Here is a 13,578-nt window from a genome sequence, read left to right on the forward strand (position 1 = left end):
TGCCCGCGCAACGAGGCGCGTACCTGAATGCCCATTTCTCCAACGCCCCGACTGCCTGCCTCGTCATCGTCCGCGCCCGTGGTCAACACGCGCATGGCCCTGGCCGTGGCCACCACGATCTTCTTCATGTGGGGCTTCCTGACGTGCCTCAACGACATCCTGATTCCGCATCTGAAAGCGGTGTTCGAGCTGAACTACGCCAAGGCGATGCTGGTGCAGTTCACCTTCTTCGGCACCTACTTCCTGATGTCGCTGCCCGCCGGCCGGCTGGTGGCGCACCTGGGGTACAAGAAGGGCATCGTGGCGGGCCTGGCCATCGCGGCCGTCGGTGCACTCGGCTTCTGGCCGGCCGCCGAACTGCGCGTGTATGAAGCCTTCCTGGGCGCGCTGTTCGTGCTGGCCACCGGCATCACCGTGCTGCAGGTGGCCGCCAACCCGTACGTGGCACTGCTGGGGCCGGAACAGACCGCGTCGAGCCGGCTGACCCTGGCCCAGGCGCTGAACTCGCTGGGCACGGCGATCGCGCCGATCTTCGGCGGGCTGCTGATCCTGGGCAACACGGTCAAGAGCGCCGATGACATCGCCGCGCTGCCCTCGGCCGAGCAGATTGCCTACCGCGTGCAGGAAGCGCAGTCGGTGCAGGGCCCCTACGTCGGCCTGGCCATCGCGCTGGCGCTGCTGGCGGTGTTCGTCTACCTGTTCCGCCTGCCGGCGCTGACCGAAACCACCGAGCAGGGCGACAGTGGCACGCACACCCTGATGGATGCGCTGCGCCACAAGCACGTGCTGTTCGGCGTGCTGGCGATCTTCTTCTACGTGGGCGCCGAAGTGTCGATCGGCAGCTTCCTGGTCAACTACCTGTCGATGCCGTCCATCGGTGGTTTCACCGAGCAGCAGGCGACCCACTACGTGTCGGCGTACTGGACGCTGGCGATGATCGGGCGCTTCGCCGGCTCGGCGATCATGACGCGGTTCTCGCCGCGCCTGCTGCTGACCCTGTTCGCGGTGGTCAACGTGCTGCTGCTGGCGCTGACCATGCTCGGCTCGGGTCACGTGTCGCTGTATTCGGTGGTGGCGGTGGGCCTGTTCAACTCGATCATGTTCCCGACCATCTTCGCGCTCAGCATCGAGCGTCTGGGACCGCTGACCAACAAGGCGTCCAGCCTGTTGATCATGGCCATCGTGGGCGGCGCCGTGGTGCCGTACCTGCAGGGCGTGCTGGCCGACCATATCGGGCTGCAGCCGTCCTTCATCCTGCCGCTGGTCTGCTACGGCTACATCATTTTCTATGGCCTGTCGGGTTCGCGCCCGAGCGCCGCATTCCGCCAGGGAGCCTGAGGCCCGAATGAGCAAGATTGTCTGTTTCGGCGAGATTTTGATCGATCTACTTGCCCAACCGCCGGCCACGCCGGACACCCCGCGGGCGTTCCTGCAATACGCCGGTGGTGCGCCGGCCAATGTCGCCGTCGCGGCGGCACGGTTGGGTGCCGACACCCATTTCGCCGGCATGCTCGGCCAGGACATGTTCGGTGACTTCCTTGCCGAGAGCCTGGCCGACGCCGGCGTGGCCACCGACTGCATCGTGCGCACCGACGCGGCCAAGACCGCGCTGGCGTTCGTGGCGTTGGACGCGCACGGCGAGCGCAGCTTCAGCTTCTACCGGCCGCCGGCCGCGGACCTGCTGTTCCGCAGCAGCCACTTCCATCCCAACTGCTTCGCCGGCACGCGCAGTTTCCATGTGTGTTCCAACAGCCTGACCGAAGCGGAGATCGCCGAGGCCACGCTGGACGGCATGCGCCGCGCGCGCGCCGCCGGCGCCATGGTCAGCATCGACCTCAACCTGCGCCCCGCGCTGTGGCCGACCGGCGTGGACCCGCTGCCGCGGCTGTGGGAGGCCCTGCAGTTGGCCGAGCTGGTCAAGCTGTCGCGTGAGGAACTGGATTACCTGGCCGCCGCGCACGCAGGTGGCGGCGACGCGGTGATTGCACGGCTGCTGGGCGCGCAGGCGCAGGCGCAGGCGGTGGTGATCACCGACGGTGCCGCCCCGATCCGCTGGCACACCCGCCACACCGAGGGCGTGCTCACCGGCTTCCGCGTGCAGACAGTGGATTCCACTGCGGCAGGCGACGCGTTCGTGGGTGGCCTGCTGTTCGGCATCGGCGAGCGCGGCGGCGACGGCAGTGCCTTCGCCACCTTCTGCCAGGACCCGTCCGCCCTGACCGGGGCCATTCGCTTCGGTGCGGCGGTGGGTGCGCTGGCCGTAACCCGCAAGGGCGCGTTCGCCGCCATGCCCAGCCTTGATGAAGTCCAACAGCTGCTGCAGCAACAACAGGAAGACGCCGCATGACCACGCCGGTTCCGCCCACCCCTGATTTCCGTTCGCCTGCGTTCCTGCGTGCGCACATCGCGCAGACCATGGCCTTCTACCAGCCGCACGAGATCGACCCCAACGGCGGCTTCTTCCACTACTACCGTGACGATGGCAGCGTGTACGACGCCAGCCACCGCCATCTGGTGAGCAGCACCCGCTTCGTGTTCAACCACGCGATGGCCTACCGCGAGTTCGGCAAGCCCGAGGACCTGGCGGCGGTCGAGCACGGCCTGCGCTACCTGCGCCAGGTGCACCGCAATCCGGCCACCGGCGGCTACGCCTGGACCCTGCGCGATGGCGTGGTCGAAGACGCCACCAACCACTGCTACGGCGTGGCGTTCGTGCTGCTGGCCTACAGCTGTGCGCTGAAGGCCGGCATCAGCGAGGCCCGCGGGTGGATGGACGAAACCTGGCAGCTGCTGGAACTGCGCTTCTGGGAACCGTCGTTCGGCCTGTACAAAGACGAGGCGGACGCGAACTGGACCTTCAGCGACTACCGCGGCCAGAACGCCAACATGCACATGTGCGAAGCGATGCTGGCCGCGTTCGAGGCCAGCGGCGAACAGCGCTACCTGGAACGCGCGCTGCTGCTGGCCGACCACATGACCCGCCGCCAGGCCGCCCGGGCCGACGGTCTGGTGTGGGAGCACTACGACCGCCAGTGGCAGATCGACTGGGACTACAACCGCGACAACCCCAAGCACCTGTTCCGCCCGTGGGGTTTCCAGCCCGGCCACCAGACCGAGTGGGCCAAGCTGCTGCTGATCCTGGACCGCCATGTGCAGGCCGACTGGCTGGTTCCCACCGCCCGCCACCTGTTCGACGTGGCCGTGGCGCGTAGCTGGGACGCCGAGCGCGGTGGCCTGTACTACGGCTTCGCGCCGGACGGCAGCGTCTGCGACGACGACAAGTATTTCTGGGTGCAGGCCGAATCGCTGGCCACCGCCGCGCTGCTGGCCAAGCGCACGGGCGATGCGCAGTACTGGGACTGGTACGACCGGCTGTGGGGCTATGCCTGGCAGCACATGATCGACCACCGCTACGGCGCCTGGTACCGCATCCTGGACGCGGACAACCGTTCCTACAGCGACGAGAAAAGCCCGGCCGGCAAGACCGACTACCACACCATGGGCGCGTGCTACGAAGTGCTCAACGTAGTGCGTTGAATCCGGTAAAGCCGACCGTCGGTCGGCTGCCCCAAACCCGGTAGAGCCGACCGTTGGTCGGCTGCTCCCACAACCAGGCAGGCCCCCATGCGCGCGCACCGCCGTTTCCATGTCGTTGCACCGGCCTGTTGGCTGTTGCTGGTCCTGCTGGCCGCGTGGGCACTGCCCGTGGCGGCCGCCCCATTGGCGGCCGACTGGTCATTCCGCCTGCTGCCCGGTGACGCGCGCGGTGCCGCGCACCCCGGCCTGCAGCAGTGGCGCCCTGCGCAGGTGCCGGGCGCGGTGCATATCGATCTACTGGCTCAAGGGCTGATCTCCGATCCCTACGCGGGCGCGCCCGAGGCGGGCCTGCAGTGGATCGGTCTGGCCGCCTGGGAATACCGCGCCCGCTTCGACGTGGACGCGGCCACGCTGACACGCGCGCATGCCGAGCTGGCGTTTGAAGGCCTGGACACCTTTGCCACGGTGAGTTTGAACGGCCAGCCGCTGTTGCAGGCCAACAACAGCCACCGCACGTGGCGCGCGCGGGTGGACGGCCGGCTGCGTGCCACCGGCAATGAACTGCGCATCGTGCTGCGCTCCCCGATCACCACGCTGCTGCCGCGCGTCCAGGCGATGCCGCACAAGATCGCCGGCAACTACCCTTCGCCGTACGGCGACGAGCCCAAAGACGCGATGGTCGGCAACTTCGTCCGCAAGCCGGGTTACCACTTCGGCTGGGATTGGGGCCCGCGTTACGTGACGGCCGGCATCTGGCGCCCGGTGCAGCTGGACAGCTGGAATGCGCAGCGCCTGACCACCCTGGCCGTGCAGACCCGCGCGCTGGACGCCGCGCACGCCGATCTGGCGATCACCGTGCAGGTGGAAAGCGCCGCGCGTGGCACTGCCGCAGTGCGCGTGGACGTGCTGGACCCGGACGGTGTGTCAGTGGCCCGTATCGATCGTGACGCCTCACTGCAGCTCGGCGACAACGCCATTACCGTGCCGGTCGCGCTGAAACAGCCGCGCCGCTGGTGGCCGGCGGGGCAGGGCGAGCAGGCGCGCTATACCGTGCGGGCCACGCTGGCACCGGGCGGTGCAGACGCGCGCCGGATCGAACAGCGCATCGGCCTGCGCACCGTCGAGCTGCGCCGTGAAGTGGACCGCCAGGGCGGGCAGGGCTTCGCGTTCGTCATCAATGGCGTACCGATCTTCGCCAAGGGCGCCAACGTCATCCCGTTCGACATGTTCCCGGCGCGGGTGGATGCCGCGCGGATCCGCCGCGAGCTCACCGCCGCGCGCGACGCCAACATGAACATGCTGCGCAACTGGGGCGGGGGCTACTACGAGGACGATGTGTTCTTCGACATCGCCGACGAGCTGGGCCTGCTGGTCTGGCAGGACTTCATGTTCGGCGGCGGCATGCAGCCCGGCTACGACCCGGCGTTCCGCGCCAACGTGGTGGCCGAGGCGCGCGACAACGTGCGCCGGCTGCGCCACCACCCCAGCGTGGTGCTGTGGTGTGGCAACAACGAGGAAGAAACCGCCTGGAAAGACTGGGGCCATGGCCGCGACCTCACCGCTGCCGACCCGGCCTTCGCGGCGAAGGTATGGCAGGGCTACGTGGACCTGTTCGGCAACGACCTGCGCCAGGTGGTGGCCGATGAAGGGCTCGGCGTGCCGTACTGGTCCAGCTCGCCCAGCAACGACCTGGACGACAAGGCTAACGATTCCACCCGGGGCGACAAGCACTACTGGCAGGTGTGGGGCAACCCGGCGCTGCCGGTGACCGCGTACCTGCGCGAGACCCCGCGCTTCATGTCCGAATACGGGCTGCAGGCATGGCCGTCGCTGCGTACGCTGGAGGGCATCATTCCGACCGCCGATCAGCAGGTGGACAGCGCCACGGTGCGCGCCCACCAGAAATTCATGGCCGGCGAGGGCAACCAGCGCCTGTTGAAGTACATCGAAGAGGAGTACGGCACGCCGCGCGATTTCCCGGCGTTCGTGTACCTCAGCCAGGTGATGCAGGCCGACGGCATCCAGCTGGCCGCGCTGCACCACCGCGCGTCGCGGCCGTATACGATGGGCTCGCTGTACTGGCAGCTCAACGATGTGTGGCCGGGTGCCTCGTGGTCCAGCATCGACTACGCAGGCCGCTGGAAGGCACTGCACTTCCATGCCAAGCGCTTCTTCGCCGACCAGGCCGTGGCCGCATTGCGCGACGACGGTATGACCCGTGTAAGCCTGCTCAACGACCGCCAACAGGGCCTGCAGGCGACGTGGCGGTTGCGCGTGATGGATCTCGATGGCGCGCTGCGCAGTGAGCAGCGGCATACCGTGGCCTTGCCGCCGTTGTCCGCGCTGGAGGTGGGCCGGTTCGCCGATGCGGACCTGTTGAAGGGGGCCGATCCAGCACGCACCGTAGCAGTGGTGGAGTTGTTCGACGGCGGAAGGCTGCTGTCACAGCAGCGGGTGTATTTCGCGCCGGCCAAGGCCTTGCTGCTGTCACCGGCGACGATCGACAGCGAACTGCGCGCCGATGGCGACGGGTATGTGTTGACCCTGCGTTCGCCTACGTTGGTGCGTGCGCTGTGGATCGCCTTCGATGGGCTGGACGCCACGCTTGACGACAACGCGCTGGACCTGGTGCCGGGCGAGACAGTGACGATTCGGCTGCACGCGGATGCCGACCTCGCATCGCTGCAGAAGGCGTTGAGGCTCACCTCATTGGTCGATGCAATGGCCGCACGCTAGCGGCGGCAGCCTGTCTGCGCACGCCTGGAGTATTCTCCAACGTATCGTTGACCAGGCCACGCGCGTGTTCGCAGCAGACAGACGCATCATCCAGAGCAGGTGGCAGGCAGAAGCGTATCCCCGCGAGAATTCACTCGCTTTCGCCAATGGATTCTATTGCCTGTTCGAAACGTCCGAGCCACACCCGCAGGTGATGGAAAAGGCATGGGTTCCGGCGTCGGATGCGTGGCAGGCCGACGCCGAAGGTTGCGAGGGGCTGGCAGTCCTGAATACCGTCGCGCTGTCGGCAGACACGCGGATCACCTGCGGCGAGTGCTGCGCCGCAGGTGAAGATGGCTTTATCGCGGTGAGTGAGGCGGCAACCAATACGTTGGTCTGGCTGCTGGTGCTGCGCCGAACGGACCCATTCGTCAGCGTGGCGCTGGAGGAAGATGGCGTTCGCGCCACCTCGTCGCGCGGCACAACGGTTCTCATCCCGTTGGACCGCCCGGATCAGCTATCCATCACGTGGGCCTGAAGACGCTTGCTGCCTCCGCCCCCGTTCGCCTCGCGGTTATAGCGTGATCTGCTGGAAATTCTCGACGCGGTCGTGGCCGTGGGTCGCTTCGCCGTTGCGCGGCAGCGGGTAGTCGTCCAGGCGGTCGAGCAGGCGGGTCTGCAGGCCCGCCTCGCGTGCGGCGTCCAGCTCTTCCACCACGTCGGACAGGAACACGATCTGGCCTGCCGGCACGCCGATCGCCTTGACGATGTGGCGGTAGCTGTCGGCATCGCGCTTGCCGCCCACTTCGGTGTCGAACCAGCCCGAGACCAGCCCGGTCAGGTCACCGGCCTCGCTGAAACCGAAGAACTGCTTCTGGGCCGGCACCGAGCCGGACGAATATACGTACAGCGGCTTGCCTTCGGTATGCCAGCCCTTCAGCACGGCCGCCACGTCCGGGTAGAAGTGCGCCTTGTAGTCGCCGTTGCGGTAGCCGCTTTCCCAGATCATGCCCTGCAGCGCCTTCAGCGCGGTGTGCTTGCGGTCCTGGTCGATCCAGCCCTGCAGCGTTTCCACGATCAGGCTGTCCTGGCAGGCGCCACCGATCTCCACGGCCACCGCGTCCAGCCAGCGGCGCACCTCCGGCTGCTGGCCATGGGCGGCGACGAACGCCGGCAGGGCCTTGCGCGCATAGGGGAACAGCACGTTCTTGACGAACGAAATGCTGCTGGTGGTGCCCTCGATATCGGTGAGGATGACGGTTGGATGCGGCATGGATCAGTCGGCCTGGTGCTGTGCGGGGTGGTAACGCGGGAACTGCTGGGCGATGTCGCTGCCGGTGAAATGGCCGACCCAGCCGTCGGCTTCGGTGAAGAAGCGGATCGCCACGAAGCTGGGTTCTTCGCCCATGTCGAACCAGTGGGTGATGCCATCGGGCACGGCGATCAGGTCATCCTTGACGCACTCGATCTCGTAGACCTTGCCGTCCAGGTGCAGGGTGAACAGGCCGGAGCCGGCAACGAAGAAGCGCACTTCGTCTTCCTTGTGGAAGTGTTCGTCGAGGAACTTCTTCCGCAGCTCGGCGCGGTTGGGGTTATCCGGGGCGATCGAGGCCACGTCCACGCTCTTGAAGCCATGTTCGGCCACCAGCCGGTCGATGTCGGCCTTGTAGGCGGCGAACACCTCCTCCTGGCTCGCGCCGGGCGCGACCGCCTGGGTGGCCTGCCAGCGCTCGAAGGTGACGCCGATCTGCTTGAGTTCGGCGGCGATCGCCGCGCCATCGCGGCTGTCGAACAGCGGGGCGTCCGGGGCGGTGTCGTCAAAAATGCGGAGTCGGCTCATGGCGGCGGCAGCGAGGCGGAGAAGGGGGAAGGAAAGGGTACCAGCGCAGCGCCGGGGAAGGGGCCGCAGGCGGATGGTGAAGGGCGGAATACAGATTCCCTTCAGGAATCTGGAGAGTCCGCAGCCCAACGGTAGTGCCGGCCGCTGGCCGGCTCTTCATGAACGTTAAAAGATCTGGAAGAGCCGGCCAGCGGCCGGCACTACCGGAATTGCGTGGAGCCGGCCAGCGGCCGGCACCACCTGGATTGCGTGGAGCCGGCCAGAGGCCGGCATTACCGGGGTGCCGCGCTGCCGTTCAGCCGCGCAGCTTGCGCAGTTCCAGTTCGCAATGGAACAGGAATTCAAAGGCTTCCAGGTGGCGGCGGGCTTCGGCCATCGTGCGGCCCCAGGCGTACAGGCCGTGGCCGTCGATCAGGTAGCCCCACAGGGATTGGGTGTCGAGCAGCGCGTCGACCTGGGCCGACAGCACGTCCATGTCCTGGGTGTTGGCGAACACCGGCACGTCGATGGCCATTTCGTGGGTGCTGTTGCCGTGGAAGGCCTTGAGCAGCTCGTAGCCTTCCAGGCGGATATGCCCCTGCGGCGCATACAGGCGCGAGGCCACCGTCTGCACCGGCGAGTGGGTATGCAGCACGCAGCCGATTTCCGGGAACCGGCGATACAACTGGGTGTGCAACAGGGTCTCGGCGGACGGCCGCAGCGGACGCCCAACGGCCTTGCCGTCGAAGTCGACGACCATGATGTCGTCCTCCACCAGCCGACCCTTGTCCTTGCCGGACACGGTGATCGCCGCATGGCGATCATCCAGGCGATGGGAGAAGTTGCTGCTGGTCGCCGGCGTCCAGCCCGACTGGGCCAGCTCACGCACGTTGTCGATCAGCACCTGGGCCAGCTCGCTCAGGCGCGCCGTATCGTAGGGGAAGGTGTTCATGGCTGGCATTTTAACGGGGTGGATCGGTAAAAGCAGGTACTACGTAGAGCCGTTTTCCTGACTGGGCTGGGCGGGGTGGGGTTTGCGGGGGACGCCGTGAATCCGTCCATGGAGGCTTGGTCGCCGCTTGCGCGTGTGCGCTCTCGTGCGCACACGGCAAGACCGGGGTTGGGCGTCCTGCCCAACCCGCCCGAGGCATGCCTCGGGCCCATGCGGCTCACACCCCCGCAAACCCCACCCCGCCCAGCCCCCGACACGCTGAGGCGAGCGCCAGCAGGTGGGGGTGGGGAGAAAAAGCAAAGCCGGCCAGTGGCCGGCTCCAAGGCGTGACGACCAACGGTCGTCACCTACCGCGATTTCATTTTTGGTGACCAATCCCCAATCACCGAACACCGGTCATCAAGGACCACGCTGTCGACAAGTGGCGATCAACAGTCACCCCCATCAATTTCACCCTTCCTCAGCGGCCCCGATCACCCCGAGCAATGAAACCAGGCAACACCCCTCCCAGCCCAAACGCTGCGTTGGCTTCCGGCACCGTCACACGGAACCTGTCGAGGGTGGGGCGGGGTGAGGTTGCGGGGGTGTGAGCCGCATGGATGCGGCGACCAAGCCTACAAGGACGTACTTGCGGCGTCCCCCGCGGCCTCACCCCGTCCCGCCACCCCCACAGCACCCCAGAGCCGCAATTGCCGTTGCCGTTGCACTTGCACTTGCAGTAGAAAGCGGGCCGCCGGGCCGCAGGCCCGGCAAAACCCCACCCCTTACTTCCCGGCAAGCCGACTATTCCGATACCCATACCCGAAGTAGATCGCAAAGCCCACCGCCGTCCAGATCCCCATCAGCATCCAGTTGTGCGCCGTCATCGCCGTCAACAGCGCGATACAGCTCAGCACCCCCAGACTGCAGATCAACCACGCCATCGGCATCCGGAACGGACGCGGCAAGTCTGGCTGCGTACGACGCAGAATCAACACCCCCGCGCACACCGCCGCGAACGCAATCAGCGTCCCCATCGACGTCAGCTCGCCCAGGATATCCAGCGGGAACAACGCCGCCAGCAACGCGATCCCGATCCCCGTGATCACCGTATTGATATGCGGCGTCCGGTACTTCGGGTGAATCTTCGTGAACACCGGCGGCAGCAACCCGTCGCGCCCCATGATCATGAAAATGCGCGGCTGCCCGATGATCATCACCAGCACCACCGACGACAACCCGATCAGCGCCCCGATCTCCACCACGATCCGCAACCAGCCCAACTGCGGATGCGCCGCCACCGCCGTCACCACCGGCTCGTCCGTACCCAGCAACTGATACGGCACCAGCCCGGTCATCACCGCCGCCATCGCGATGTACAGAACCGTGCAGATCACCAGCGACAGCAACATCCCGATCGGCATGTCACGCTGCGGCTTGTGCGATTCCTGCGCCGCCACCGACACCGCCTCGAACCCGATATAGGCGAAGAACACCATCGCCGCACCGCGCAGCACCCCCTCGAAACCGTACTTGCCCGGCCCCGCGTTCTCCGGAATGAACGGCGTCCAGTTGGCCGGATCCACATACTTCCAGCCGGCGATGATCACCAGGATGATCAGCCCCGTCTTCAGCACCACCATCGCCATGTTCATCGCCGAGGATTTGCTGATCCCCACGTAACACAGCCAGGTCAGCAGCAGCACCAGGATCGCGGCCGGAATGTTGGCGATCGCCCCGGTCGGGCGCAGTTGCCCATCCAACGGCGCGCTGACCAGTGCAGCGGGCAGGTGGATGTCGAAATGACTGAGCAGGCTCAGGAAATAGCCGGTCCAGCTCACCGCCACCGCCGAGGCCGACACACCGTATTCGAGCACCAGCATCCAGCCGATGAACCAGGCCGACAGCTCGCCGAACGTGGCGTAGGTATAGGTGTAGGCGCTGCCCGAGACCGGCACCATCGCCGCGAACTCGGCATAGGCCATCGCGCAGAACGCGCAGCAGATCGCGGCGAGCACGAACGACAGCATGATCGCGGGGCCAGCGTGGTTGGCCGCGGCCTGGCCGGTGATCACGAAGATGCCGCCGCCGATCACCGCGCCGATGCCCAGCGCGGTCAGCCCCCAGGGGCCGAGCGTGCGGCGCAGGCTCAAGCCGTTGGCGTCTTCGTGGGCGGCGTGCGGGTGCTTGGTGGCCCACAGTTGCTTGAACATGGTGTGTTTTCTTATAGGTGGAGCGTATGTGGAACGGGCCGGCGCGTGGGCCGGCCCGTCAGGTACATCAGGCGGACGGAGTGTTGAGCTTGCTGTGGCGCATGCCGTAACCGAAATAGATCAGCAGGCCCAGCACGGTCCAGCCCACGAACAGGTGCCAATGCACCACGAACGCCTGCCAGAACAGGAACAGGCACGACGCCGCGCCGAGCGGGCAGATCACCCACACCAGCGGCACGCGGAACGGACGCGGCAGCTCCGGGCGGGTGTAGCGCAGGATCAGCACGCCCACGCAGACCGTGGCGAAGGCCAGCAGGGTGCCCATCGACACCAGCTCGCCGAGCACGTTCAGCGGCACCATGCCGGCCAGTGCGGCGGCGATCACGCCGACCACGATCGTGGCCCAGTACGGGGTACGGAAGCGCTTGTGGACCTTGCCGAACACCTTCGGCAACAGGCCGTCGCGCGAGATGGTGTAGGCGATGCGGGTCTGGCCCATCATCATCACCAGCACCACCGAGGACAGGCCGGCAATGGCGCCGATCTCCACGGCGGTCTTCAGCCAGGACAGGCTCGGGTAGGCTTCCAGCGCGGTGGCCACCGGCTTGTCGGTGCCCAGCAGGTGGTATGGCAGCATGCCGGTCAGCACCGCGCACACGATGATGTAGACGATGGTGCAGACCGCCAGCGAGCCCAGCAGGCCGATCGGCATGTTGCGCTGCGGGTCCTTGGTTTCACCGGCGGCGGTGGAGACCGCATCGAAGCCGATGTAGGCGAAGAACACGATGGTGGCCGCACGGAACACGCCGCTCCAGCCGAACTCGCCGGACACGCCGGTGTTTTCGGGGATGAAGGGATGCCAGTTGGCCGGGTCCACATGGGCCGCGCCAATGCCGACGAACAGGCAGATCACGAAGACCTTGATGGCCACGATGATCGCGTTGACGAACGCGGACTGGGTCACGCCCACATACAGCAGGCCGGTCACCGCCGCCACGATCAGCATCGCCGGCAGGTTGAACAGCTTGCCGGAGGCGGCGAACTCATGCCCGTTCCAGGCGATGGGCGCGGCACTGAGCGCGTCGGGGAACGGCATGTGCAACGTGGTGGTGATGAAGCTGATCAGGTACGCCGACCAGCCCACCGCGACCGACGCCGACGCGAACAGGTATTCCAGCACCAGGCACCAGCCGATGAACCAGGCCATGCCTTCGCCGAGGGTGGCGTAGGAGTAGGAATACGCGCTGCCGGAGACCGGCATCATCGCCGCGAACTCGGCGTAGCACAGGCCGGCCAGCGCGCAGGCGAAGCCGGCGAACACGAACGACAGCATGACTGCCGGGCCGGCGTGGTTGGCCGCAGCCTGGCCGGTCAGCACGAAGATGCCGGCACCGATCACCGCGCCGATCCCGAGCATGATGAGGTGTTTGGCTGTGAGGGTCCGTTTCAGTGTGGCTTCGCCGTCCAGGCTGCCTTCGATGGGTTCACCCGCGTCGACGTGGCCGGCGGGTTCAACCGGTTTGACCCTCAACAGAGACTTCAGCATGCAGTGCTTCCCTAAATGGACAAAGGTGAGGTGCGCGGTACATTGCCGGGCACCTTGATGGCAACTGGGCGCCCCAGCGTGCGGGGCCCGCTGTACCTTAGCCAAAGCTGAAGCCCGCGCACAAGCACAAATGCAGCATGGCCCGGCGATAATCGACAAATTCCGCCTGAACCCCCCGCCACCATGTCGCTGAACCCTGAATCCGTTGCCGTTGCTGATGCTGAACTGCGTGCCCAACTGGCTGCGTATGCGCAGCGCCAGCCTGCCCACGCCGCCCTGGCTGACGAATTCAGCACACTATTGGACGACCCGGAGAACCCCTTCCTGCGCGAACGCCTGGCCGGTCATTTCACCGGCAGCGCATGGCTGGTCAGTGCCGACGGGGAGCGCGTGCTGCTCACCCACCACCGCAAGCTGGACCGCTGGCTGCAGCTGGGCGGCCACGCCGACGGTGACCGTAACCTGGCCCGGGTGGCGCTCAAGGAAGCCGAGGAAGAGTCCGGGCTGAGCGGGCTGGTGCTGGAGGATGGCGCGCTGTTCGACATCGACAAGCACTGGATTCCCGAACGCAGGGACGTGGCTGGGCATTGGCATTACGACGCTCGCTACGTGGTGCGGGCGGTGGGCAGCGAACAGTTTGCGATCAGCGAAGAGTCGCTGGCGCTGGCGTGGCGGGAGATCCGTGACGTGGCCAATGCGGCGATCGCAACGCCGGATGGTGATGATTCGTTGCCGCGCATGGCCAAGCGGTGGATGGCGCGGCGATAGCGCATTCGCGCTCTCGCCCCCACGCTTTGCTGCGCAAAACGCGGGCCCC

At 66.7% G+C, this 13,578-nt stretch carries 11 protein-coding genes; 6 read left to right on the plus strand and 5 right to left on the minus strand.

Annotation, left to right across the window (positions count from 1 at the left end):
• The first annotated feature begins 27 nt into the window (after positions 1 to 27).
• The 5 genes from fucP (at position 28) to AC6CHL_RS00815 (ending at position 6,790) form a co-directional block, all read left to right on the plus strand.
• The gene (gene fucP / locus AC6CHL_RS00795; RefSeq protein WP_051598833.1) at positions 28 to 1,338 is read left to right on the plus strand and encodes an L-fucose:H+ symporter permease; all 1,311 of its coding nucleotides are present in this window, start codon (positions 28 to 30) and stop codon (positions 1,336 to 1,338) included.
• Between the two features lie 7 nt (positions 1,339 to 1,345).
• A complete protein-coding gene (locus AC6CHL_RS00800; RefSeq protein ID WP_498292837.1) occupies positions 1,346 to 2,347 on the plus strand; it encodes a carbohydrate kinase family protein in 1,002 nt (333 codons plus the stop codon).
• A complete protein-coding gene (locus tag AC6CHL_RS00805) occupies positions 2,344 to 3,537 on the plus strand; it encodes an AGE family epimerase/isomerase (protein ID WP_498292839.1) in 1,194 nt (397 codons plus the stop codon). The genes AC6CHL_RS00800 and AC6CHL_RS00805 overlap by 4 nt, the downstream gene beginning before the upstream one ends.
• An 87-nt stretch (positions 3,538 to 3,624) precedes the next feature.
• Positions 3,625 to 6,273, plus strand: coding sequence for a beta-mannosidase (locus tag AC6CHL_RS00810; protein ID WP_498292840.1), 2,649 nt, complete (start codon positions 3,625 to 3,627; stop codon positions 6,271 to 6,273).
• Positions 6,274 to 6,337: 64 nt separating this feature from the next.
• The gene (locus tag AC6CHL_RS00815; protein WP_498292842.1) at positions 6,338 to 6,790 is read left to right on the plus strand and encodes a hypothetical protein; all 453 of its coding nucleotides are present in this window, start codon (positions 6,338 to 6,340) and stop codon (positions 6,788 to 6,790) included.
• 36 nt (positions 6,791 to 6,826) lie between these two features.
• Here AC6CHL_RS00815 and mtnC read toward each other — a convergent pair whose 3' ends face one another.
• From mtnC to AC6CHL_RS00840, 5 genes are all read right to left on the minus strand, one after another.
• Positions 6,827 to 7,525, minus strand: coding sequence for an acireductone synthase (gene mtnC / locus AC6CHL_RS00820; protein WP_498292844.1), 699 nt, complete (start codon positions 7,523 to 7,525; stop codon positions 6,827 to 6,829).
• Between the two features lie 3 nt (positions 7,526 to 7,528).
• Positions 7,529 to 8,092: a 1,2-dihydroxy-3-keto-5-methylthiopentene dioxygenase gene (locus tag AC6CHL_RS00825; RefSeq protein ID WP_038688624.1), complete on the minus strand. Its 564-nt coding sequence runs from the start codon at positions 8,090 to 8,092 to the stop codon at positions 7,529 to 7,531.
• Between the two features lie 295 nt (positions 8,093 to 8,387).
• On the minus strand, positions 8,388 to 9,032 hold the full coding sequence (locus tag AC6CHL_RS00830) for a methylthioribulose 1-phosphate dehydratase (protein ID WP_425598270.1): 645 nt from the start codon (positions 9,030 to 9,032) through the stop codon (positions 8,388 to 8,390).
• Between the two features lie 755 nt (positions 9,033 to 9,787).
• A complete protein-coding gene (locus AC6CHL_RS00835) occupies positions 9,788 to 11,215 on the minus strand; it encodes an amino acid permease (RefSeq protein WP_038688620.1) in 1,428 nt (475 codons plus the stop codon).
• A gap of 67 nt (positions 11,216 to 11,282) precedes the next feature.
• Positions 11,283 to 12,761, minus strand: a complete 1,479-nt coding sequence (locus tag AC6CHL_RS00840; protein WP_038688618.1) for an amino acid permease — start codon at positions 12,759 to 12,761, stop codon at positions 11,283 to 11,285.
• Positions 12,762 to 12,944: 183 nt separating this feature from the next.
• Here AC6CHL_RS00840 and AC6CHL_RS00845 point away from each other — a divergent pair, with 183 nt between their 5' ends.
• The gene (locus AC6CHL_RS00845) at positions 12,945 to 13,529 is read left to right on the plus strand and encodes an NUDIX hydrolase (RefSeq protein ID WP_498292846.1); all 585 of its coding nucleotides are present in this window, start codon (positions 12,945 to 12,947) and stop codon (positions 13,527 to 13,529) included.
• Positions 13,530 to 13,578 lie beyond the last annotated feature (49 nt).

The organism is Stenotrophomonas sp. GQ19, assembly GCF_059758695.1.

Coding starts and splice junctions, on each gene's coding strand:
- fucP (WP_051598833.1), top strand. CDS start 28: ATGCCCATTTCTCCAACGCCCCGACTGCCTGCCTCGTCATCGTCCGCG.
- AC6CHL_RS00800 (WP_498292837.1), top strand. CDS start 1,346: ATGAGCAAGATTGTCTGTTTCGGCGAGATTTTGATCGATCTACTTGCC.
- AC6CHL_RS00805 (WP_498292839.1), top strand. CDS start 2,344: ATGACCACGCCGGTTCCGCCCACCCCTGATTTCCGTTCGCCTGCGTTC.
- AC6CHL_RS00810 (WP_498292840.1), top strand. CDS start 3,625: ATGCGCGCGCACCGCCGTTTCCATGTCGTTGCACCGGCCTGTTGGCTG.
- mtnC (WP_498292844.1), bottom strand. CDS start 7,525: ATGCCGCATCCAACCGTCATCCTCACCGATATCGAGGGCACCACCAGC.
- AC6CHL_RS00825 (WP_038688624.1), bottom strand. CDS start 8,092: ATGAGCCGACTCCGCATTTTTGACGACACCGCCCCGGACGCCCCGCTG.
- AC6CHL_RS00830 (WP_425598270.1), bottom strand. CDS start 9,032: ATGCCAGCCATGAACACCTTCCCCTACGATACGGCGCGCCTGAGCGAG.
- AC6CHL_RS00835 (WP_038688620.1), bottom strand. CDS start 11,215: ATGTTCAAGCAACTGTGGGCCACCAAGCACCCGCACGCCGCCCACGAA.
- AC6CHL_RS00840 (WP_038688618.1), bottom strand. CDS start 12,761: ATGCTGAAGTCTCTGTTGAGGGTCAAACCGGTTGAACCCGCCGGCCAC.
- AC6CHL_RS00845 (WP_498292846.1), top strand. CDS start 12,945: ATGTCGCTGAACCCTGAATCCGTTGCCGTTGCTGATGCTGAACTGCGT.